Below are 22,596 nucleotides of genomic sequence, written 5' to 3' on the forward strand. Positions count from 1 at the left end.
CGTTTACGCGCAGTTCTGTGACGTCTTAAAACGAGGGCGTGACCCTTTTTTAGACCATTTCCAGCGCGATCGCGGTGGCCTCGCCGCCGCCGATGCACAACGTGGCGACGCCGCGCTTGCCCTGCGTGGCCTTCAATGCGCCCAGCAGCGACACCATGATGCGCGCGCCCGACGCGCCGATGGGATGGCCGACCGCGCAGGCGCCGCCGTGGATGTTGACCTTGTCGCGCGGGATGTCGTGTTCCTTCATGGCCGCCATGGTCACCGCGGCGAAGGCCTCGTTGATCTCGAACAGGTCCACGTCGGCGGTCTTCCAGCCGGTCTTGTCGTAGAGCTTCTTGATCGCGCCCACGGGCGCGGTGGTGAACCATTCGGGTTCCTGCGCGAAGCTGGCGTGGCCGACGATGCGGGCGATCGGCTTGCAGCCGAGCTTGCTGGCGGTGGATTCGCGCATCAGCACCAGCGCGGCGGCGCCGTCGGCGTTGCCCGACGAGGACGCTGCGGTGATGGTGCCGTTGGCGGCGAAGGCGGGCTTGAGGGTCGGGATCTTCTCGACGTTGAGCTTCTGCGGACGCTCGTCCAGCTCGATCACCGTGTCGCCCTTCTTGGACTTGATGGTGACGGGCACGGTTTCCCATTTCAGCACGCCGTCGCGCGCGGCCTTCTGCGCCCGCGAGACCGATTCCACCGCGAAGGTGTCCTGTTCTTCGCGGGTGAAGCCGTATTTGGCGGCGCAGTCCTCGCCGAACGTGCCCATGGCGCGGCCCACCTGGTAGGCGTCTTCCAGGCCGTCGAGCATCATGTGGTCGTACATGGTGGCGTGGCCGGCGCGATAGCCGCCGCGCGCCTTGGTCAGCAGGTAGGGCGCGTTGGTCATGGATTCCATGCCGCCGGCCACCACCACGCCATAGGTGTCGGCGATGATGCCGTCGTGCGCCAGCATCGCGGCCTGCATGCCCGAACCGCACACCTTGGACACCGTGATGGCGCCCACCGACGACGGGATGCCCGCCTTGATCGAGGCCTGCCGCGCCGGCGCCTGGCCCTGGCCGGCCTGCAGCACATTGCCCATCAGCACCGCGTCGACCTGGTCGGGCTTGAGTCCGGCGCGCTCGAGCGCGGCGCCGATGGCGACGGCGCCCAGCTCGTTGGCGGAGAGGGTGGAAAATTCGCCCTGGAAGGCGGCCAGCGGGGTGCGCGCGGCACTCACGATAACGATGGGATCAGACATTTGAACGCTCCTTGTCGATGGGAACAACGTAAGGGGGGAGATGCTTCAATGGCCAATTTCCAAGGCAGTATAGACGTGGCCTTGTGCACTGCGATAGCCGCATTCAAACAGGCGACCCGGCACGAATTCCGCCGTCGCGGCGCGCAGCAGGCGCAGTTCCAGGCACTGCCGCGCCGGATCGATCCGGGTGACGGAAACGTCGGCGAAATCGAACGCCACCCGCGTGAGCGGCTGCATGCATTTGTAGAACGCCTCCTTGGCCGAGAACAGCAGCGTGGCGAACTCGGCGCGGGTCAGCGCGCCGGCATCGAACGCGCGTTCCTCGGGCCGCATGCAGAGCGATTCGATCGCCTCCACGGCGGAGGGGTCGGCAATCGCTTCGATGTCGATGCCGACCGCGCGCACGTCGCTGTGACGCGCCACCGCCACGCCTACCAGCCGCCGGCTGTGGCTGATGGAGCCAACGTAGCCCGCGGGCCAGATGGGTGAGCGGTCCGCGGCCACGCCGACATCGGTGGCGGGCGCGCGCAGCGCCGCCAGCAGCGCCGCCGCCAGCCGCCGGCCGGCCTGGAACTCCGCCTGGCGGCGCTGTGTCGGCGGCAGGCCGCCGGCGGCGCTGGCGCCGGGCGTGATCCATTCCAGCCGCTGCGCCAGGCGGGCGCTCAACGGCAGCGAGGGCAGGGCCTCGGTCGAGTCGCCGGTCATGGCCGGCCGCCGCGGACAAGCGGCGCGAAAAAAGAGATGGCGCGCAGGTGCATGAAAAGGAATGAAACGGGGTGGAAAAACCCGCCTGAAACCGCTGGAAAAAGCCCATTCCAGGTGCCGGAAGCTTCTTATACACTGGCGCCTCGAAGCCCGCACGGACAAGATGCGGGCCGCCAGAAAAGCGCGGTGGATTCCGCCGCGCAACGGCAAGACCGGCACGCTATCCGGGGAGACAATATGAGTGACTTTCACCTGACATTGCTCGCCTTCAAGGAATCTCCCGCGCCGCAGGTCATCTGCAGCGCGCGCAAGATCTCGGAATGCAATCACTCCTTCGCAAATCTGTTCGGCTACACGCGCAGGGAACTGGTGGGCAAATCGATACTCCAGCTTTACCCCTCGCTTTCCGATTTTCACCAGATCGGCCAGCGCTGCCTCAAACACCTGGAAAGCAATTGCTACTACGAAGACGAGCGCTTCATGCAGCACCGCAGCCGCGAGGTGTTCTGGGCGCGCGCGCGCGGCATCACCCTGACTCCGGAAGACCCTTTCGACCTGATGATCTGGAGCTTCGAGCGCATCGCCGAAAACTGCCTGCGCACGGCCAACCTGACGCGGCGCGAACGCGAAATATCCGCTTACGTCGCCAACGGCCTGAGCTGTAAGGAGATCGCCATGCGGCTGGACATCTCCTATCGCACGGTGGAGGTGCATCGCGCCCGCATCATGCGCAAGCTGGACGCGAAGAACACCGCCGAACTGGTGTCCAAGATCATCCTGGTCGACAACATGGCCTGAGCGGGGCCGCGCGTCCCGCTTCATTTTCCGAGCATCATCTCAGGCAGGATCGTGACGATGACCGGGAAGAAGAACAGGATCAGCGTGGTCACCACCTCCATGATGACGAACCACCAGGCGCCGTGGAAGATCCGCGTCAACGGCGTCTGGCGGTCTATGCCCGCGATGACGAACACATTCAGCCCGACCGGCGGCGTGATCAGGCCGATCTCGCACATCTTCACGGCCAGGATGCCGAACCAGATCGGGTCAAAGCCCAGCGACACCACCGTGGGGAACATGATCGGCAGCGTGATCACCAGCATCGAGAAGGCATCCAGGAACATGCCCAGCGGGAAGTAGGCCAGCAGCATCAGCCCCACCACCAGCAGTGGCGGGATGTCCGAGGACACGATCACCTCGGCGATCTGCTGCGGGATCTGCACCAGGCTCAGGAACAGGCTGAACAGGCCCGCGCCCAGCATGGTGAACAGGATCATCACGGTGGTGGTGACGGCGTTGCGCAGGCTTTCGACCAGCTTGCCGCCCAGCTCGCCGCGCGCCTGCCGGGCGCACAGCAGCATCACGAACGCGGCGAACGCGCCGACCGCGGCGGCCTCGGTCGCCGTGACGAAACCCAGGTAGATGCCGCCCAGCACGATCAGGAACAGCACCAGCACCTGCCAGCCGTTGCGGATCGACAGCACGCGTTCGCGCCACGGGCTCTTGGGCAGCACCGTCGCGGCCATCTGCGGCGAAGCGCTGATGACGCGGATGCCCAGGATGAACACCAGCGTCGACAGCAGTCCGGGCAGCACCCCGGCCACCAGCATCTTGCCGGCCGAGACCTCGGTCAGGGCGGCATAGAAGATCAGCAGCACGCTGGGCGGGATCAGCACGCCCAGCACGCCGCCGGCCGCCACCGCGCCCGCCGACAGGCGCGCGTCGTAGCCGGCGCGCTTCATCTCGGGAATGGCGACCGCGCCCACGGTAGCCGCCGTGGCCACGCTGGAGCCCGACGTGGCGGCGAAGCCGGCGCAGGTCAGCACGCTGGCGATGGCCAGTCCGCCGGGCATGTGGCCGACCCACTTGCGCGCCATGTCGAACAGTCTGCGGCCCACGCCCGCGTGATGGGCGAAGGCGCCCATCAGGATGAAGAGCGGGATCACAGTCAGCAGGTACGAGGCCGACTGCGCATAGGAATACGACTTGAGACGGTTCAGCACGAAAGCGCTGTCCTCTACCAGGACCAGGCCGGTGATGCCGGCCAGCGCCAGCGCGGCGAAGACCGGCGCGCCTAGCAGCAGGAATACGAAGATCAGGCCGGTGGCGACCAGGGTGATGGTGACGTCATCCATGGAGGGAATTCCCGCGAGAGGGTCAATGCGAGGCCAGCGCCGGGGTGGCGCGGGCGGCGGGTTCGGCGCGGCACAGGCTGCAGCCGGCCTGGGCCAGCATCTGCAGCGCGCCGAACCACAGGCCGAGGGCGACGATGGCCTTGGTCCACCAGATCGGCACCTCCACGTAGCCCCAGCGGAACTCGCGGATCTCGATCGATTCCAGCGCCTCGCCGGTGGCGGGATAGGCCAGCATCGCCAGCACCGCGGCGGCGGCCAGCCACGCCAGCGCGTCCATCCATTGCGCCACGCGCGGCGGCACCTTCTTGTGCAGCAGCGTGACGCGGATATGGGCGTCGTCCATCTGGGTCCAGCCCAGGCCGAAGAAGACGATCACGACCAGGCTCAGTTCGGACATCTCGAACAGGCCGGGAATGGAGTGGCCGTAGATGGCCCGCACCATGGCGTCGAGCGTGATGCCGAACATCAGAAACAGCAGGAACAGCGTGGCGATGGCGCCGAACACGTTGGACACGGCGCGCAGCGCCACGCCCAGTCGGGAGGAATAGTCCATGGGTCTCTGCCTGTGGCGGCCCGGCGCGCGCCGGGCCGCGGGGAAGGAAACGGCGTCAGGCCTCGGCGGCCAGTTCGTCGAAGCGTTTCAAGCTGCCCTGCGCGTCGTACTTGGCGATGGCCTGGTTGACCAGGGCCTGCATCGCCAGGCCGTCCAGGCCGGCGGGCTTGGCCACCCGCTCGACCCAGCCCTCGGTCTGCGCCGGCTGCACCAGGGTGCGCGCCCGGTCCTTCTCGGCCTGCGGCAGCGACGAGAACTTGGCGCCCTCGGCCTTGGCGGTCTTGACGTACTGGCGCGCGGCCGCCTCGTAGATGCGGGCGTATTCGCCGCCGTAGATTTCGCTGACGATCTGGTCGCTGACCTGCTTGACCGGATCGGGGAAGTTGTTCCACACGCGGGCGTTGATAATGGTCGCGGCCGGGCCGTGCGGGCCGTCGCCGATATCGGTGAAGTACGGCGCGATCTCGTGCAGCTTGTAGGCCACGGCGGTAATGAAGTCAAAGCCGTACACGCCGTCCAGCACGCCGCGTTCCAGCGCGGTGTAGACCTCGGGCGCAGCCATCGGCACGGCGGTGCCGCCCAGCCGCTCGATGACCTCGTTGGCGGCGCCGTAGCCGCGGATGCGCTTGCCGCGGATGTCCGCGATCGAATTGATCGGCTGGCGCGTCACCAGCGGCGCGTAGTACCAGTTGGTCCAGTACAGCACCTTGCTGTTGTAGCGGCGTTCCCATTCGTCGCGCAGCGGCTGGTATTCGGCGTAGACATCCCGGCACAGCCATTGCAGCGCGTCCGAGCGGTGCATGCGGTAGTACCAGTCCAGCCCGCGTGTCACGGGCAATTGCGACTGGTAGTAGCCCGGCGAGATCAACGACATTTCCGAGGTGCCGTCGCGCACGGCGGACAGGTGCTCGCCGACCTTGTTCAGGGATTGGGCCCAGTAGCGCCGCACCTTGACCGCGCCGTTGCTGCGGGTTTCGAGCTGCTTCAGGTACCACTCGTCCAGCCGCGACGGGCCGGAGGTTTCGCTGATGTAGCTGTCGAACTTCAGGGTGACAGGCCTGGCCGCGGCGGCCGCGCGGCCGGTCCAGATGGCCGGGGCCGATGCGCCGGCCAGCAGGCTGGCGGCCTTGATGAAATCGCGTCTTCTCATGCTCTCCTCCTTGGGGGATTCCGGCTTCTGATGCGCCGGTTCATCGGCCTGGGCTGGCATCTCCCTGGCCGCCTGGTTCCGCGCCGCGCAAGGCTTCGCGCAATGCGGTCTTGAGAATCTTGCCGTAGCTGTTCTTGGGCAGTTCTTCATGGAATACGTAGCGCTTGGGCTTCTTGAACGAGGCGATCTCGCCGCGGCACCAGGCGTCCAGTTCCTCGGGCGCCAGGGTCGCGCCGGGGCGCGACACCACGAAGGCCACCACCTCTTCGCCCCATTGCGCGCTGGGCGCGCCGACCACCGCCACCTCGCGCACGCCGGGATGCCGCGCCAGCGTTTCCTCGACTTCGCGCGGGTAGATGTTGGAGCCGCCGGAGATGATCACGTCCTTGCTGCGGTCGGTCAGCGTCAGGAAACCCGAATGGTCGAGCCGGCCGATGTCGCCCGTGCGCAGCCAGCCGTCCACCAGCGTTTCGGCGGTGGCGGGATCGTTGCGCCAGTAGCCCTGCATCACGGCGTTGCCGCGCACCAGCACCTCGCCCTCGGTGCAGGACGGCACGGCCCGCAGCGCGGCGTCGACCACGCGCAGCTCCATGCAGCTCTGCGCGGTGCCGACCGAAGCCAGCCGCGCGGCGCGCTCGGGGTGGGCGGCATCGGCGATCACCTCGCGCGACAGCGCGGTGATGGTCATCGGGCTTTCGCCCTGGCCGTAGATCTGCACGAAGCGCTGGCCCAGCACCGCCAGGGCTTCTTCCAGGTCGGCCAGGTACATCGGCGCGCCGCCGTAGATGATGGTCTTGATGCCGCGGCCGTCGCGGCCGCCGGCGCGCGCCTGCTCGACCAGGCGCTTGATCATGGTGGGCGCGGCGAAGAACGACAGCGGGCCGGTCTGTTCGGCCAGCGCCAGGATCTCGGCCGGCTCGAAGCCGCGCGATTCGGGCACGACGTGGCGCGCGGCCTTGCGCACGTACAGCACGTGGTACAGCCCGGCGCCGTGCGACATGGGCGCGGCGTACAGCATGCCGTCGCCGGGCTCCACGGTTTCCACGTCCACCGCATAGCACAGGCCCATGGCCACCAGATTGCGGTGGCTCAGCATCACGCCCTTGGGCCGGCCGGTGGTGCCGGAGGTATAGAACAGCCAGGCCAGCGCATCCGCGGCCAGCGGCGCCGGCGGCGCCCAGGGGCCGGTCCCGGCACAGGCCCGGGCGTAGTCGGCGCCGTCGATCTCCAGGTGGCGGCAGCCATCCGGCAGGCAGCCCGCCGGCAGATCGTCGAGCCGGTCGGTGAAGATCACGCTGGCGTCGGCGTTAGCGGCGATCCAGCCAACCTCCTTGGGATGCAGCTTGGGGTTGATCGGCACCGCCACCGCGCCCAGCCACCAGGCCGCGTACAGCAGCTCCAGGTATTCGACGCGGTTGCGCGCGAACAGCGCGACGCGATCGCCCGGGGCCAGGCCATGGTCGCGTTGCAGCCAGCCGGCCAACGCCGCGGCGCGGCGGGCGAAGTCACGGTAGTTCGCATGCAGGCGCAGGCCCGTATGCAGGGCCGGCCGGCCTCCGTGCTCCAGCGCGGCCGCCTGCAACCAGTTCGCGATATTCATGCCATTACGCCCGCACCGCCTCGAGCACCGACGCGTAGTTCGCCACGGCCATGCCGCCCATGTTGAAAACCAGCCCGAGCTCGGCGCCGGGGCGCTGCATGTCGCCGGCGCGGCCGGTCAGCTGGCGGTAGGCCAGCGCGTGCATCGACACGCCGGTGGCGCCGACCGGGTGGCCCTTGGCCTTGAGTCCGCCCGACAGGTTGACCGGCAGATCGCCGTCGCGGCGCACCGTGCCCTCGGTGAGCACGCGATGCCCTTCGCCGGGCGCGGCCAGGCCCATGGCCTCGTAGATCAGCAGTTCGGCGATGGTGAAGCAGTCGTGCACCTCGGCGAAATCCAGGTCCTGCAGCTGGATGCCGGCATCCGAGTAGGCGCGCTGCATGGCGCGGTGCGGACCCTCGAACGCCAGCAGGTCGCGGCCCTCCAGCGGCAGCATGTCGTTGACCTGGGTGGCGGCGCGAAAGCGCACCTGGCGCGCATAGCGCGGCGCGCGCCGCTCGCAGGTCAGGATGACGGCGGCGGCGCCGTCGCTGATGGGCGAACAGTCGGTCATGCGCAGCGGCGCCGCGATCATCGGATTGCGTTCCGAGATCGTGTTGCAGAAGTCGGCGTCCAGCTCGCGCCGCAGCTGCGCCAGCGGATTGCGCAGCGCATTGGCGTGGTTCTTGGCGGCGATGGCGGCCATGACCGGCAGCGGGTCCTCGTAGCGCTCGGCGTATTTCTCGGCCAGGCGCGCGAACTGCTGCGGAAAGCTCATGGCGCTTTCGCGCGGATCGTTCTTGTAGCCGGCGCAGGCCAGCGCCTCGGTCACCTCGGGCGTGCTGCGCGAGGTCATCTTCTCGACGCCGATCACCAGCACGGTGCCGGCCGCGCCCGACTGGATCGCGCGCAGGCCGGCGTGGATCGCGGCCGAGCCCGAGGCACAGGCGTTCTCGCAGCGCGTGGCGGGCTTGAAGCGCAAGGCCGGATGCGCCTGGTGCACCAGCGAGGCGGGGAAGGCATCGGGCACCAGCCCCGCGTTGAAATGCCCCAGGTAGATCGCGTCGATCTCGGCGGGATCGACGCCGGCGTCCTCGATCGCCTCGTTGGCCGCCATCACGATGAGTTGCTCAAGATTCAGAGCGTCCAATTTGCCGAACGGCGTATGGCCGCTGCCCACGATCGAAACGCCCGAATGATCGAACATGTCCCTCTCCCCATGCACGGTGATGTGCGGCGGTGGTGTGCTTGTGCGATCAAGTGTAGGACTGCGCCAATACGTATCTCTATACGTGCATCCACGTACGCGAATACGTAGTGGGGGGATGCGTATGTCGACCCGTACGTACCGGACGGGTCGCGCATCGATGCGCGAAATCGCGCCGTCGTGCAGCGGCGATATGACGCTCGAAATACGGCGTAGAAGCGCGGATTCAGGCGCTTGCGAGCATGTTCACATGTGTTCCAAATGGCGTTTGACCGCGCCAGGCGTGAACGGCCGGGACGTGTTTTTTTGCTCGAAGAAATGGGGGTGTACGTACGTGTTTGGAGGCAGTGACGCGTCTGGAATTTTCAAATCATCTGTATAAGAATTCGTCGACGCGAGCATGCGGGCGGCAGGCAACGCATTAGAAAAAAACGTGCTGCCGCCAGGGTCAGAATGTCTTTCATAGGAAGAACAGATCATGACGAGTTTCGTATCGCTTTTGGTTGGAGACGGCAGTGTCCTGGTTCGTTGCGGCGAACTGCTGATGGCAAAGGGACACCGCATACAGGCAGTGATTTCCACCGATTTGACCGTGCGCGCGTGGGCCGCCAAGGCCGGCATCCCGCAGTACGCGCTGGACGACGCGGTCAAGCCGGAATCCCGGCTGTCGGCCGACATCCTCTTCAGTATCGGCAACTACTCGGTGATCCCCGATGCGCTGCTCGAGCGCGTGCGGCGCATGAGCATCAACTACCACTATGGCCCGTTGCCGGAATACTCGGGCCTGCACGTGCCGGCCTGGGCGGTGTACGACCGCGCCACCGACTACGCCATCACCTGGCACCGCATCGGCGAGATCATCGACGGCGGCGGCATCCTCAAGCGCGTCGCGGTGCCGATCGAATCGACAGACACGGCCCTGTCGCTGGGCCTGAAGTGCGACGAAACCGCCATCCAGAGCTTCGGCGCGCTGGTCGACGACCTGGCCGCCGGCCGCGAGCGCGAGACGCCGCAGGACCTGTCGCGGCGCCGCTATTTCTCGCGCCATTCGCAATTTTCGGCCGAAGGCCTGATTGACTGGCACCAGGACGCCGAGCAGATCGCCGCCATGGTGCGCGCCACCGACCACGGCCCCTTCAGCAGCCCGCTGGTATGGCCCAAGGCCTTGATCGATGGCCGTGTGCTGGCCGTGCGCAAGGTCAGCGTCGAGGCGCGCGCCGCGGGCGCGGCGCCGGGCGATGTGGTGGCGGTGGATGCCTTCGGCGCCAGCATCGCCACCGGCAATCGCGTGCTGCGCCTGGAAGCGCTGTGCACGCTCGAGGGCGAGGACGTCGCCATCGCCGACCTGGCCAGCGCCGGCAGCCTGCGGGCGGGCGCGCGCCTGGCCTCGGCCAGCGAGCAGGTGCGCGCCCAGGTCACGGCCGCCGGCACCGCGGCGTCGGGTTCCGCCGCCTACTGGCGCGGCCAGTGGGCCGCCTGGCAACCGTACCGCCTGCCGTATGCGCGGCCGACCGCCCCCGAGACCAACACGGCGCCTATCGTGGGCAAGCTGCCCGCCGCGCCGCAGGGCGCCGGGCGCGAGCAGGCCTTCATCGAGCAGGCCGCGGGCGGCCTGTGCACCTTCCTGGCGCGCGCCTCGGGCGCGGCCGACGTCCACCTGGCGGTGGCGCTGCCGCGCACAGATGTGGACCCGGAGTGCCGCGATGTGTTCTGCGCCTGGGCGCCGGTGCTGGCGCAAATGGACCCGGCGGCGCCGGTGTCGCGCAACCTGGACGCCGTGGCCGGGGCCTTGGGCCAGGCGCGCGAGCATGGCCTGATCCGGCGCGACCTGATCGGCCGCGACGCGGCGCTGGCCGCCCGCCATGCGCGCGGTGAACTGACGCCGGACGTGCTCGTGTCCAGCCAGGTGCCCGCGGCCTACGCGGCGGACGAGGATCGTCCGGCGCTGGAGTTCGTGCTGCTGGCTGGCAGTGAAGCCTTCGAACTGCATTTCAATCCGCGCAAGATCACGCGCCGCGCCGCGGCGCAGCTGGCCGCGCAGGTGGCGGACTGGTGCCGCCGCCTGCCGGCGTCGGCCGACCGCAAGCTGGGCGAGGTCGAGGCCTTGTCGGCGAGCGAGCGGCAATCGCTGGTGGAGCAGTTCAACGCCACCGGCGATACCGCCACGCTCGGCGCGGTGGTGCACGAACTGTTCGAGCACGCCGCGGTCCAGCACGAGGGCAGGGTGGCGCTGCGCTGCGCCGACCAGTCCATGTCGTATGGCGAACTGAACGCCGCCGCCAACCGCGTGGCCGGCGTGCTGCGCGGCAAGGGCATTGGCCGCGGCCAGCTGGTGGGCGTATGCCTGGACCGTTCCATCGACATGGTCGTGGCGCTGCTGGCCGTGCTCAAGACCGGCGCCGCCTATGTGCCGGTCGACATGGCGTTCCCGGCCGAGCGCATCCGCCAGATGCTGGAGGCCGCCCAGCCGGCGCTGCTGATCGCGCCGCCGGCGGCGCGCGACGCCAGCCTGAGCGCCTGGGCCGAGCGCTGCCTGGATCTGGGCGCGGCCCTGGCCCAGGCCGGCGACGACAGCGCCAATGCGCCGTCCTCGGCGCAGGCCGACGACCTGGCCTATGTCATCTTCACTTCCGGGTCCACCGGCAAGCCCAAGGGCGTGGAAGTCACCCACGGCGCGCTGGGCAACTTCCTGCTGTCGATGCGCGCCGCGCCCGGCTGCGACGCCGGCGACAGCCTGCTCGCGGTGACCACGATTTCCTTCGACATCGCGGCGCTGGAACTGTTCCTGCCGCTGATCAGCGGCGCCAGCGTGGTGATCGCGCGCCAGCAGGAAAGCCTGGACGGCCAGACGCTGCTGGACCTGATGCGCCGCCACGCCGTCACCATGATGCAGGCCACGCCCACCACCTGGCAGCTGTTGCTGCAATCGGGCTGGCCGCGCGCCGTGGCGCTCAAGCGCCTGCTGTGCGGCGGCGAAGCGCTGCCGCGCGCGCTGGCCGACGAGCTGCTGGCGCGCGCCGAGTCGGTGTGGAACATGTATGGCCCGACCGAGACCACCGTGTGGTCCAGCGTCTGGCAGGTGCGTCCGGGCGAGGACATCGTCATCGGCCTGCCCATCGCCAACACCCAGCTGTACGTGCTGGACGCCAACCTGGCGCCGGTGCCGGCCGGCTTTGCCGGCGAGCTGTGCATCGGCGGCGCCGGCGTGGCGCGCGGCTATCACAAGGACCCGGCGCAGACGGCGGCGCAGTTCGGCGCCAACCCGTTCGCGCCCGGCGCCCTGTACCGCACCGGCGACCTGGCCTGCTTCAAGGAGCCGGGCAAGCTGGTGGTGCTGGGCCGCAACGACGGCCAGATCAAGCTGCGGGGCTTCCGCATCGAACTGGGCGAGGTCGAGGCCGCCGTGGCCAGCCACGAAGACATCGGCCGCGCCGTGGTGGTGGGCCGCAACGACCAGCTGGTCGCCTACTGCCTGCGCAACAGCGCGCCGGCCAGCGCCGCGCAGGACCGCCGCGCCGAGACCACCGCCGTGACCGAATGGCGCGATGTCTGGGACCGGGCCTACGAGCCCGGCGCGGCCGATCCCACCTTCAACACCGCCGGCTGGCACAACAGCTACGACGGCCTGCCGTTCGCCGCCGACGAAATGCGCGACTGGCAGCAACGCACTGTCGACCGCATCCTGGCCACCGGCCCCGAGCGCGTCTTCGAGATCGGTTCGGGCACCGGCCTGGTGCTGTTCGGCGTCGCGCCCAAGGTCGCCCAGTACCGGGCCATCGACGCCTCCAGCCAGGCGGTGGAACAGATCAACCGCCACCTGGGCGGCCTGCCGCAGGCCTCGTGCGAACACCGCCTGGCCAACGATTTGCCGGAGGTGGAGCCGGGCAGCTTCGACACCGTGGTCATCAACTCGGTGGCGCAGTACTTCCCCAGCGCCGGCTATCTGCTGTCGGTGCTGGACTGGGCCACCCAGGCCGTGACCGAGGGCCGCATCTTCGTCGGCGACGTGCGCGACCTGGCGCTGCTCGAGGCATTCCATGCCGACGTGGCCAACTTCCAGGGCCTGTGCAGCTTGTCTCCCGACGAGCTGCGGCGGCGCGCGCAGCGCGGCCTGCGCGCGGAACGCGAGTTGGTGCTGGCGCCCGAGTTCTTCGCCAACCTGCCGGCGCTGTACCCGCAGATCTCGCGCGTTGAAATCCTGCTGCGCGACGGCGCCTACGTCAACGAGATGTCGCGCTTTCGCTTCGACGTGATCCTGCACGTCGGCGCGCCGGCTTCCGGCCGCGCCAGGTCGCGGGCCATGACGGCGCTCGATTGGGGCCGAGATGGACTCGACCTGCCGGAGCTGGCGCGGCGCCTGGGCAAGGGCGGCAAGTCGCTGACCATCGCCAATATTCCCAACGGCCGCCTGGCCGACGTGCACCAACGCGTGGGCCATGTGCTACAGGCGCAGGCCACGGCCGGGCCGGGCCAGTGGGTCGACCCGCGCGACCTGGCGCAGGCGGCCGAGGCGGCCGGCTATCGCATGGTCATGCTGCCGAGCCGCGCGCGCGACATCTGGGCGTTCGACGCGGTGTTCTGGCAGGCCGGCGAACAGCCCGACCTGGGCTGGCAGGCGCCCCAGGCGCTCGACCGCGATGCGCTGGCGCAATGGGCCAACCAGCCCGCGGCCGGCGCGCCGCCGCGCCCCGCGCTGCAACGCGTGCTGCGGCCCTGGCTGGAAGCGCGCCTGCCGGGCTACATGATTCCGGACTTCTTCGTCGAACTGGACGAGTTCCCGCTGACGCCGAACGGCAAGATCGACCGCAAGGCGCTGCCCGAACCCACCGAGGTGATGCTGGAGCCGGCGGTGCAGCCCACCAATGAGCTGGAACAGCAGTTGCAGGCGGTCTGGGCCGAAGTGCTGGGCCATGACCGCATCGGCATCCACGACAGCTTCTTCAAGATTGGCGGCAATTCGCTGCGGGTGGTGCGGGTGCAGGCCGAGCTGCAGAAGCTGCTGGGCCGCAACGTGTCGACCTCGACGCTGTACGAGCATTTCACCATCAAGGACCTGGCCGCGCATCTGGCCGGCAACAAGAAGGCCGCGCTCAACACGCCCAAGCGCCGCAATGCCCTGGCCGACGAACCCATCGCCATCGTCTCGATGGCCTGCCGCCTGCCGGGCAACGTCAACAGCCCCGAAGACCTGTGGAACCTGCTCGAGCGCGGCGGCGACGGCATCGTCGAAGTGCCCAGGGAACGCTGGGACGCGGCCGCCATCTACGACGCCGACCCGGACGCGCGCGGCAAGTCGTACTGCATGCGCGGCGGCTTCGTGACGCCGATCGACCTGTTCGACGCGCCATTCTTCGGCATCTCGCCGCGCGAGGCGCGGGCGCTCGACCCCGCCCAACGCATGATGCTCGAAGTCACCTCCGAGGCGATCGAGCTGGCCGGCTATTCGATGGACCAGTTGCGCGGCAGCCAGACCGGCGTGTTCGTCGGCATCGGCAAGGGCTACCACGAGTACGGCCTGGCGCTGGCCGGCGGCCTGGCCGACCTGGACGGCTACGTCGGCACCGGCTCGGCCGGCAGCACCATGTCCGGCCGGGTCTCGTACGTGCTGGGCCTGGAAGGGCCGAGCATGACGGTGGACACCGCCTGCTCTTCGTCGCTGGTCACCACCCACCTGGCCTGCAATGCCTTGCGCCAGGGCGAATGCGACCTGGCGGTGGCGGCTGGCGTGACGCTGATGCTGTCGCCCGACCTGCACGTGGAATTCAGCCGCCTGCGCGGCATGTCGCCGGACGGCCGCTGCAAGTCGTTCTCGTCCAGCACCGACGGCACCGGCTGGAGCGAAGGCGCCGCCGTGGTGGTGCTCAAGCGCCTGTCGGACGCCCAGCGCGACGGCGATCCGATCCTGGCCGTCCTGCGCGGCACCGCGGTCAACCACGCCGGCCATAGCGCCAGCCTGACCACGCCCAGCGGCCCGGCGCAGCAGCGCGTGATCCGCCAGGCGCTGGCCATGTCCGGATTGCAGCCTTCCGACATCGATTACCTGGAAGCGCATGGCACCGGCACCAAGCTCGGCGACCCGATCGAGGGCAATGGCCTGGCGGCGGTGTTCGGCGGCAGCCATACGCCCGAGCGGCCGTTGTGGGTCGGTTCGGTCAAGTCCAACCTGGGCCATACCCAGGCGGCGGCCGGCCTGGCGGGCGTCATGAAGGCGGTGCTGGCCATGCATCATGACAAGCTGCCCATCACGCTGCACGTGGTCGAGCCGACCCCGGCGGTGGACTGGGCCGCGGCGCAGATGGCGCTGGTGCAGCAGGAGCAGCCGTGGCCGGCGGGCGAACGGCCGCGCCGCGCCGGCGTCAGCTCGTTCGGCATCGGCGGCACCAATGCCCATGTCATCGTGGAAGAGCCGCCCAAGGCCGCCGCGCCGGCCCGCGCCGCCAAGCCTGCGGCCACGCCCGAGTCGCTGCCGTTCGTGCTGTCGGCCTTCACCGTGCCCGCGCTGCGGGCGCAGGCCGACAAGCTGCACCTGCACATGGGCATGAACATCCAGGACCGCTTCCTGGACGTGGCCTATTCGCTGGCCACCACCCGCACGCACTTCCGCAAGCGCCTGGTGGTGTTCGCCAAGGGCAAGTCCGACCTGCTGGACGCGCTGGCCTCGTACGGCCGCACCGGCGAGGTGCCGGCGGGCGCGGTCAGCATGGTCGATGACCGCGACCGCGAATGCCGCCTGGCCCTGCTGTTCACCGGCCAGGGCAGCCAGCTGCCGCGCATGGGTCACGGCCTGTACCAGTCCAACCCGGTCTTTCGCCAGGCGCTGGACGAGATCGCGCAGCGTTTCACCACGCTGGAAAAGCCGCTGCTGGAGGTGATGTTCGCCGAGACCGGCAGCGACGAGGCCGCCTTGCTCAACCGCACCGACTTCACCCAGCCGGCCCTGTTCGCGCTGGAAGTGGCGTTGTGGCGGGTGTGGCAAAGCTGGGGCGTGCAGCCCGAGCTGCTGTTGGGCCACAGCATCGGCGAGATCGCCGCGGCCCATGCGGCCGGGGTGTTCGACCTGGACGACGCCTGCCGCCTGGTGGCCGCGCGCGGCCGCCTGATGCAGGCGCTGCCCGCCGGTGGCGGCATGGCCTCGCTGGAGGCCAGCGCCGACGAGGTCGAGACGGCGCTGGCCGCGCTCGGCCTGGCCGCCCGTGTCTCGCTGGCCGGCCTGAACGCGCCGCAGCAGACGGTGGTGTCCGGCGACATCGACAGCATCGAAAAGGTGGTGGCGCACTTCAAGCAGCAACAGCGCAAGGCCAAGCGGCTGGAGGTCTCGCACGCGTTCCACTCGCATCTGCTGGAGCCGATGCTGGGCACCTTCCGCCAGGTGGCGCAGTCGCTCGACTACGCCACGCCGAAGCTGGCCCTGGTCAGCAGCCTGACCGGCGAGCTGGCCAGGCGCGGCGAGATGACCCAGCCGGAATACTGGGTGCAGCAGGCGCGCCAGGCGGTGCGCTTCAACGCCGGCATGCGCACGCTCTACCAGCAGGGCATCAACGCCTTCCTGGAACTGGGTCCGCAGCCGGTGCTGTCCGGCATGGGCGCGGCCTGCCTGGCCGATGACGGCCCGGTGACCTGGGTGGCCTCGCTCAACCCGGCCAAGGACGAGACCCAGACCATGCAGAAAGGCCTGGCCGAGCTGCACGTGCTGGGCGCGCCGGTGGACTGGCGCGGCTTCTTCGCCCCGTATGGCGGCGAACGGGTCAAGCTGCCCACCTACGCCTTCCAGCGCGAGCGCTACTGGCTCGAACCCATGCCCACGCGCACGGTCGGCGCCGGCCTGAACGACGCCAATCACCAGTTGCTGGGCGGCGGCGTGCAGATCGCCGGCACCGACATGACGATGTTCACGACCGTGGTGGCGGCCGACGAGCCGGCCTGGGTGCAGGAGCACCAGGTGATGGACGCGGTGCTGATGCCGGGCACGGCGTTCTTCGAGGCCATGCGCGCCGCGGGCCGGCAGGTCAAGGGCCAGTGGGACCTGGCCGACGTGATCATCCTGGCGCCGATGGTGCTGGCGCCCGGGGTATCGCTGCGCATGCAGATCACCGTGGGCGCGGAATCGGGCGGCGCCCGCACCGTGCACGTCTACAGCGCGCCGGAGTCGGACGAGGACGGCGAATGGCAGCTGCATGCCGAAGGCAAGCTGGTGCCGGCCCAGGCCGCGCGCCAGGATTCGGTCGAGTTGCCGCCGCCGGATGGCGATCCGATCGACGTGACCGCGCTCTACCAGGATCTGCATGAACTGGGCTACGGCTACGGCCCGACGTTCCAGGGCATCAATGCCGCCTGGCACGTCGACGGCGACGTCTGGGCGCGGGTGGCGCTGCCGGAAGCGGCCGCGTCGTCGGCCATCCGCTACGGGCTGCACCCCGCGCTGCTGGATTCGTCGATGCATTCGCTGCTGCTGACCCAGCGCCTGAAAGCGCAGGTGGGCGATGACGTGTTCGTGCCGTTCGAGGCCGAGCGCCTGTCGGTCTGGAAAGACGGCCTGGCCGAAGTGTGGGTCAAGGTGGCGGAGTTCGAGCTGGGCGAGGGCGAGTTCTGGGCCTCGCTGGACCTGTACGACACCAGTGGCGAGCACGTGGGCCGGCTGCAGCGCCTGCATGCGCGGCGCATCGACCGCGCGGCGCTGCGGCGCCTGGCGGCGGCCGGGGTCGACCGCTTCCTGTTCCGCACCGAATGGCAGCCGGTCGAGGCGCCCGAGGCCGTGTTCGGCGGCACCTGGGGCCTGCTGGGCGGCGCCGACGCGCCCTGGGCCGATGAGGTCCGTTCGCGCCTCATGCAGGCCGGCGCGCAGGTCGTCGACATCGCCCGATTGAGCGAGGCCGAGGCCTGCGATGGCGTGATCCAGCTGTGGGGCGGCGATGGCCAGGTGGCCGAGTCGTCGCACCGCCAGGCCGCCAGCGCGCTGGTGCAGGTGCAGGAACTGGCGCTGGCCGGCTTCGCCAAGCCCGTCATCTGGCTGACGCGCGGCGCCGTCGGCACCAGCAGCGACGATCCGGTGTCCGACCTGGGCGCCAGCCCGTTGTGGGGCCTGCTGCGCACCGCGCGCAACGAGCATCCGGAACTGGCCCTGCGCATCGTCGACCTGGGCGAGACCGCGGCCGACCTGGACACGCTGGCGTCCGCGCTGGCGCTGGCGGAAGAGCCCGAGTGCGCGCTGCGCGGCGCCAAGGTGCTGGCGCCGCGCCTGAAGAAGGCGCCCGCCAACGCCGGCCTGGTGTTGCCGGCCGAGGGCAACTGGCGCCTGGAGATCGCCACCAAGGGCCGCCTGGACCAGCCGCTGTCGGTCAAGACGCTGGTGGACGAGCCGCTCGCGGCGGGCGAGATCCGCGCCGCGGTCAAGGCCACCGGCGTGAACTTCCTGGACGTGCTGAACGCCCTGGGCATGGTCGAGATTCCGGCGCTGGGCCTGGAGTTCGCCGGCGTGGTCACGGAAGTCGGCAGCGCCGTCAAGCACCTCAAGCCGGGCGACCCGGTGCTGGGGCTGGCGCGCGGCGCCTTCGGTTCCTCCATCGTGGTGGACGCGCGCCAGGTCGTGGCCAAGCCCGACAATCTCAGCTTCGAGGAAGCGGCCACCATCCCCATGACCTTCCTGACGGCGTGGTACGGCCTGCACGTGCTGGGCAACATGCAACCGGGCGAGCGCGTGCTGGTGCATGCCGCGGCCGGCGGCGTCGGCATGGCGGCGGTGCAACTGGCGCTGCTGCATGGCGCCGAGGTCTACGGCACCGCCAGCGAACCGAAGTGGCCGGCGCTGCGCAAGCTGGGGCTGGCCGATGATCACATCGGCACCTCGCGCAGCCTGGACTTCGCGCAGACCTTCGCCGAAACGGCGCCGGGCCGCAGCTTCGACATCGTGCTCAACTCGCTGGCGCGCGAGTTCATCGATGCCAGCTTCGCCATGCTCAAGCCGGGCGGCCGCTTCCTGGAGATGGGCAAGATCGACCTGCGCGACCAGGCCTGGGTCGAGGCCAATCATCCGGGCGTGACCTACCGCGTCTACAACCTGCCCGAGGCCGGCGTCGAGCGCATCCAGGAAATGCTGGGCGCGATCGCCGCGCTGTTCGCCGAAGGCAAGCTCAAGCCGCTGCCGCTGCGCACCTTCCCGCTGGACAGCGCGTCCGACGCGCTGCGCTTCATCGCGCAGGCCCGCCACGTGGGCAAGGTGGTGCTGGTGCCGACGCAGCGCCGCGGCATGGTCGATCCGGACGGCGCGGTGCTGGTCACCGGCGGCCTGGGCGGGCTGGGCCGCTACGTCTCCAAGTGGCTGGTGCAGAACCACCAGGTGCGTGAGCTGGTGCTGACCTCGCGCAGCGGCATGCGTTCGCCGGATGCCGAGGCTTTCGTCGCCGAATTGGCCGAACTGGGCGCCCGCGCCACCGTGGTGGCGTGCGACGCGGCCGACGCCGACGGCCTGCAACGGGTCATGGGCGAGTTTGGCGAAGACCGGCCGCTGCGCGGCGTGGTGCACGCGGCCGGGGTGCTGGACGACGGCATGCTCGCCGGCCAGACGCCGGAACGCTTCGACACCGTGTTCGCGCCCAAGGTCGACGGCGCCTGGCACCTGCATCGCCTGACGCAGGACCTGCCGCTGGACTTCTTCGTGCTGTTCTCGTCGATCTCCGGCGTGACCGGCGCGCCAGGCCAGGGCAACTACGCCGCCGCCAATACCTTCCTGGACGCGCTGGCGCACCATCGCCGCGCCAAGGGCCTGGCGGCGACTTCGGTGGCCTGGGGCGCCTGGGACGGGCAGGGCATGGCCGCGCGCCTGAGCGACGCCGACAAGACGCGCTTCAGCCGCCAGGGCATGGAGGCGCTGGGCCCAACCGAGGCGCTGGACCTGTTCGAGGCCGCCGTGATGAGCGACGCGCCGATGGCCGTGGCCGCCGCGCTCGACCTGGGCCGCCTGCAGCGCACGCTGGAGGACAACAACGGCGGCAGCGCGCCGGCCCTGTACCGCGAGCTGTTCAGCCGCGCGGCGGGCGGGCGCGGCGCGGGCGGTGGCGCGGGCGGCGGCGCCGGCCTGCGCAAGCTGCTGGTGGAGACCGCGGTCGAACAGCGCGAGGCCGCGGTGCTGGAGGCGGTGCGCGCCGAGGTGGCCAAGGCGCTGGAGTTCGCCTCGCCGGAGGACGTGGACGTCAGCCTGCCGCTGCAGGATATCGGCATCGACTCGCTCACCGCCGTGCTGCTGCGCAATCAGCTCTCGGACATGACCGGCCTGGCGCTGCCCGCCAAGATCGCCTTCGACCATCCCAACCTGCGGGCGCTGAGCCAGTTCCTGCTGGAGAAGCTGACCGAGGCGGGGCTGGACAGCCAGGAGGCCCCGGCCGAGGCTGGCGCGGCGGCGAAGGAGGCGGCCGGCGGCCGTCGCCTGGACGACCGCGTGGCGCGTCGCGGCTACCTGGAGCCGGAACTGCAGTTCGACAACGTGCTGGCGATGGAGGCCGAGCCCGAAGCGGTGTTCGTCACCGGCTCCACCGGCTTTGTCGGCGCCTTCCTGTTGCACGAGCTGCTGCGCGCCAACATCATCGCCTACTGCCTGGTGCGGGCCGACGACGCCGAGAAGGCCATGGCGCGGCAGGTGGAGATCCTGCAGAAATACGATCTCTGGAAGCCGGAGTACGCGGCGCTGCTGAACCCGGTGGTCGGCGACCTGACCCAGCCGCTGTTCGGCCTGTCCGAGCACGAGTTCGACCAGTTGGCGAACCAGGTGGATGCCATCTGCCATTCGGGCGCGCTGGTCGACTGGATGCTGCCGCTGGACAACTACCTGGCGCCCAACGTGGTGGGCACGCACGAGGTGCTGCGGCTGGCCTCGCGCGGCCGCGGCAAGGCGGTGCACTTCGTCTCGACCGCCGCCACGCTGCCGCGCTACCTGGGCTACGAGGTGTCCAAGGACGAACGCGAGTACGGCTACCTCAGCTCCAAGTACATGGCCGAGCAGATGGTGGCGGCGGCGCGCTGGCGCGGGGCCAAGGCCTCGATCTACCGCCTGCCGTTCGTCGGCGCCAGCGCCAGCAGCGGCCATTTCCGGCTCGATCGCGGCGATTTCCTGCACAACCTGATCTCGGGCTGCATCGCCATGGGCAGTTTCCCGCTGCTGGGTTCGGACATCGGCGGCGTGCTGCCGGTGGACTACCTGGCGGGGGTCATCGCCCAGGTCATGATCCGCGACCAGGACCGCATCGGCCAGGACTACGACTTCGCCAACCCGCAGGCGCCTGGCTTCAACAGCCTGGTGCAGCACATCCGCGGCGCCGGCGCGCAGGTCGGCAGCCTGCCGTTCGAGCAGTGGCGGGAGGAAGCCCTGGCGTATGCGCAGGCCAACCCCAGGAGCGCCATCGCGCGCATCGCGGCGGTGCTGGACGGCCTGGGCGTGCAGAGCGACCTGGAGCAGATGTTCGACTGCTTCCCGGTGGGCCGGCAGGTGTTCGGCGGCGAGGTCTATCCCTGCCCGCCGGTCGATGCCCGGCACGTCCGGCCGTATGTGGAACGCATCCTGGCCGCCGCGCCGGCCGCCGCGCAAGCGCAGGAGTTGTCGCCGGTATCCCAGCCGGCTTGAGCAAGTTCGACCCGCCGCCGGGGCAGCGCCATGCAGGCGCTGCCCGCCGGGCGGCGTCCTCAGACCGATTTCCACGACCCGTGGAGGATTTGAATGACTACCCTCGAATTGCAAGAGCAACCACAAGCCGCCGCCCCCGAAGCCCAGGGCACCGGCATCTGGCAGAAGACCGGCACGTTCCTGAACGAGGCGGCCGGCGTGCACGCCCGCCACCTGGTGCGCGTGCTGGACCGCTACACCGTCGATCCGGCCGCCGTGGCCTCGCGCCTGCCGCCGAACCGCGCGCTGAACGCCTGCTGCTTCTATCCCGAGCACCAGCCCACCCAGGTCATCCAGATGAACGTGGACGCCGACCTGGCCGGCAAGCTGCGCCGCGAACTGCGCCTGCAGGCCAAGGTGGCGGGCACGTTCTCGGACACCTCCGTGGGCACCTATTTCCCGCTGTCCACCATGTTCGAGAACAGCGCGCTCTTCATCCCCTCGGCCAAGCGTTTCTACGACGACAACCAGGACAAGGTGATGGAGCACTTCCCGCAGGCGGCCACCACCGTGGTCAATGCCTTCGTGGTGCCCGCCGGCAAGAAGCCCTACGGCACCCATTCGGCCAGCGGCATCGCGCTGCAGATCCCGTCGCTGGTCAAGAAGGGCCTGGGCTTTCCCAAGCACTACAAGAGCTTTCACACCGCCCTGACGCCGACGCCGATCACGCGCCAGCCCTTCGTCATCTTCGAGGACGCCGAGGTCGAGGCCCCGAACCTGAACTTCGTCTACATGAAGATGCTGGAGATGGACCTGGACGCCGAGGAGCGCGCCGCCGTCGACAAGGCGCTGTACCTGTACACCGAAGGGCTGCTGTCGGAAATCGACCTGCCCACGGTGCGCGACTTCCTGATGGCCAAGTACTGGGAAAAGAAATACGCCGACAAGCCCTCGTCCGGCTGGTTCTGCGACTCCAAGGTGGGCCAGGCGCTGTTCTTCGACAACTACCGCGCCCACGCCGACAGCACCTTGCCGCAGGCCACCGAGGACCGCGTCACCATCGACTTCCGCTGCTTCTCCAAGGTGGAGTATCCGGCGGGCATGACCAGCGGCCTGGACTTCATCGTCGACCCCAAGGAACGCGCCTACCAGACCAAGCGCAAGCGCGCCGGCATCGAGTTCCTGCTGACCGCGCTGGGCTACCACGACATCGACGAATTCCTGAAGATGATCTTCGGCACGCCCTACGGCCACATCAACCCGTTCGAGCTGCTGACCGACCTGCAGTTCGGCGTCTACAACAAGACCCGCCATCATCTGCTCGACCAGAACCTGGACGCGCACTACGAGCGGGTCGAGCGCCTGTACGAGCGGATCGAGCGCGACGGCGAATACGTGTTGCCGGAGCGCGCGCGCCAGTGCCTGGCGGCGATGGCGGGGAGTTGAT

11 protein-coding genes are annotated in these 22,596 nt (G+C 69.4%); 3 read left to right on the plus strand and 8 right to left on the minus strand.

The features are described from left to right. Positions 1 to 49: 49 nt before the first annotated feature. Positions 50 to 1,231 (minus strand): acetyl-CoA C-acyltransferase, encoded by a 1,182-nt coding sequence (locus tag DK459_RS30040; RefSeq protein ID WP_020928590.1) that lies wholly within the window; start codon positions 1,229 to 1,231, stop codon positions 50 to 52. Positions 1,232 to 1,276: 45 nt separating this feature from the next. Then, positions 1,277 to 1,936 carry a 4'-phosphopantetheinyl transferase gene (locus DK459_RS30045; protein ID WP_020928589.1) on the minus strand — a complete coding sequence of 220 codons (660 nt, stop codon included), beginning with the start codon at positions 1,934 to 1,936 and terminating at the stop codon, positions 1,277 to 1,279. 237 nt (positions 1,937 to 2,173) lie between these two features. Between DK459_RS30045 and DK459_RS30050 the strand changes: the two genes are divergently transcribed. Then, positions 2,174 to 2,734, plus strand: a complete 561-nt coding sequence (locus DK459_RS30050; RefSeq protein ID WP_006386116.1) for a LuxR C-terminal-related transcriptional regulator — start codon at positions 2,174 to 2,176, stop codon at positions 2,732 to 2,734. A gap of 20 nt (positions 2,735 to 2,754) precedes the next feature. Here the strand turns inward: DK459_RS30050 and DK459_RS30055 are convergent, their stop codons facing one another. The 6 genes from DK459_RS30055 to DK459_RS30565 all read right to left on the minus strand — a co-directional run bounded on the left by DK459_RS30055 (position 2,755) and on the right by DK459_RS30565 (position 9,040). Further along, on the minus strand, positions 2,755 to 4,071 hold the full coding sequence (locus DK459_RS30055; RefSeq protein WP_006386117.1) for a TRAP transporter large permease: 1,317 nt from the start codon (positions 4,069 to 4,071) through the stop codon (positions 2,755 to 2,757). A gap of 22 nt (positions 4,072 to 4,093) precedes the next feature. After that, the gene (locus DK459_RS30060; RefSeq protein ID WP_070542775.1) at positions 4,094 to 4,624 is read right to left on the minus strand and encodes a TRAP transporter small permease subunit; all 531 of its coding nucleotides are present in this window, start codon (positions 4,622 to 4,624) and stop codon (positions 4,094 to 4,096) included. A gap of 55 nt (positions 4,625 to 4,679) precedes the next feature. Then, positions 4,680 to 5,774 carry a TRAP transporter substrate-binding protein DctP gene (gene dctP / locus DK459_RS30065; RefSeq protein WP_070542777.1) on the minus strand — a complete coding sequence of 365 codons (1,095 nt, stop codon included), beginning with the start codon at positions 5,772 to 5,774 and terminating at the stop codon, positions 4,680 to 4,682. A 40-nt stretch (positions 5,775 to 5,814) separates the two neighbouring features. Beyond that, entirely contained in the window at positions 5,815 to 7,374 is a 1,560-nt protein-coding gene (locus DK459_RS30070; protein WP_054485291.1) for a class I adenylate-forming enzyme family protein, read from the minus strand. Between the two features lie 4 nt (positions 7,375 to 7,378). Then, entirely contained in the window at positions 7,379 to 8,560 is a 1,182-nt protein-coding gene (locus DK459_RS30075; protein ID WP_006386121.1) for an acetyl-CoA acetyltransferase, read from the minus strand. A gap of 246 nt (positions 8,561 to 8,806) precedes the next feature. Then, positions 8,807 to 9,040, minus strand: coding sequence for a hypothetical protein (locus DK459_RS30565; RefSeq protein WP_127913719.1), 234 nt, complete (start codon positions 9,038 to 9,040; stop codon positions 8,807 to 8,809). Positions 9,041 to 9,131: 91 nt separating this feature from the next. On the opposite strand from DK459_RS30565, the gene DK459_RS30080 reads away from it, so the two are divergent. Both DK459_RS30080 and DK459_RS30085 read left to right on the plus strand, forming a co-directional pair. Continuing rightward, positions 9,132 to 21,170: a polyketide synthase gene (locus DK459_RS30080; RefSeq protein WP_233256878.1), complete on the plus strand. Its 12,039-nt coding sequence runs from the start codon at positions 9,132 to 9,134 to the stop codon at positions 21,168 to 21,170. 93 nt (positions 21,171 to 21,263) lie between these two features. Further along, entirely contained in the window at positions 21,264 to 22,595 is a 1,332-nt protein-coding gene (locus DK459_RS30085; protein WP_070539914.1) for a hypothetical protein, read from the plus strand. The last annotated feature ends 1 nt before the right edge of the window (position 22,596 follow it).

This window comes from Achromobacter sp. RW408 (assembly GCF_003184165.1).
Classification (GTDB): Bacteria; Pseudomonadota; Gammaproteobacteria; order Burkholderiales; family Burkholderiaceae_B; genus Achromobacter; species Achromobacter xylosoxidans.

What these genes read in the sequence shown, in the direction of transcription:
- DK459_RS30040 (WP_020928590.1), bottom strand. Translation starts at nt 1,231, where the DNA reads ATGTCTGATCCCATCGTTATCGTGAGTGCCGCGCGCACCCCGCTGGCC.
- DK459_RS30045 (WP_020928589.1), bottom strand. Translation starts at nt 1,936, where the DNA reads ATGACCGGCGACTCGACCGAGGCCCTGCCCTCGCTGCCGTTGAGCGCC.
- DK459_RS30050 (WP_006386116.1), top strand. Translation starts at nt 2,174, where the DNA reads ATGAGTGACTTTCACCTGACATTGCTCGCCTTCAAGGAATCTCCCGCG.
- DK459_RS30055 (WP_006386117.1), bottom strand. Translation starts at nt 4,071, where the DNA reads ATGGATGACGTCACCATCACCCTGGTCGCCACCGGCCTGATCTTCGTA.
- DK459_RS30060 (WP_070542775.1), bottom strand. Translation starts at nt 4,624, where the DNA reads ATGGACTATTCCTCCCGACTGGGCGTGGCGCTGCGCGCCGTGTCCAAC.
- dctP (WP_070542777.1), bottom strand. Translation starts at nt 5,774, where the DNA reads ATGAGAAGACGCGATTTCATCAAGGCCGCCAGCCTGCTGGCCGGCGCA.
- DK459_RS30070 (WP_054485291.1), bottom strand. Translation starts at nt 7,374, where the DNA reads ATGAATATCGCGAACTGGTTGCAGGCGGCCGCGCTGGAGCACGGAGGC.
- DK459_RS30075 (WP_006386121.1), bottom strand. Translation starts at nt 8,560, where the DNA reads ATGTTCGATCATTCGGGCGTTTCGATCGTGGGCAGCGGCCATACGCCG.
- DK459_RS30565 (WP_127913719.1), bottom strand. Translation starts at nt 9,040, where the DNA reads ATGATCTGTTCTTCCTATGAAAGACATTCTGACCCTGGCGGCAGCACG.
- DK459_RS30085 (WP_070539914.1), top strand. Translation starts at nt 21,264, where the DNA reads ATGACTACCCTCGAATTGCAAGAGCAACCACAAGCCGCCGCCCCCGAA.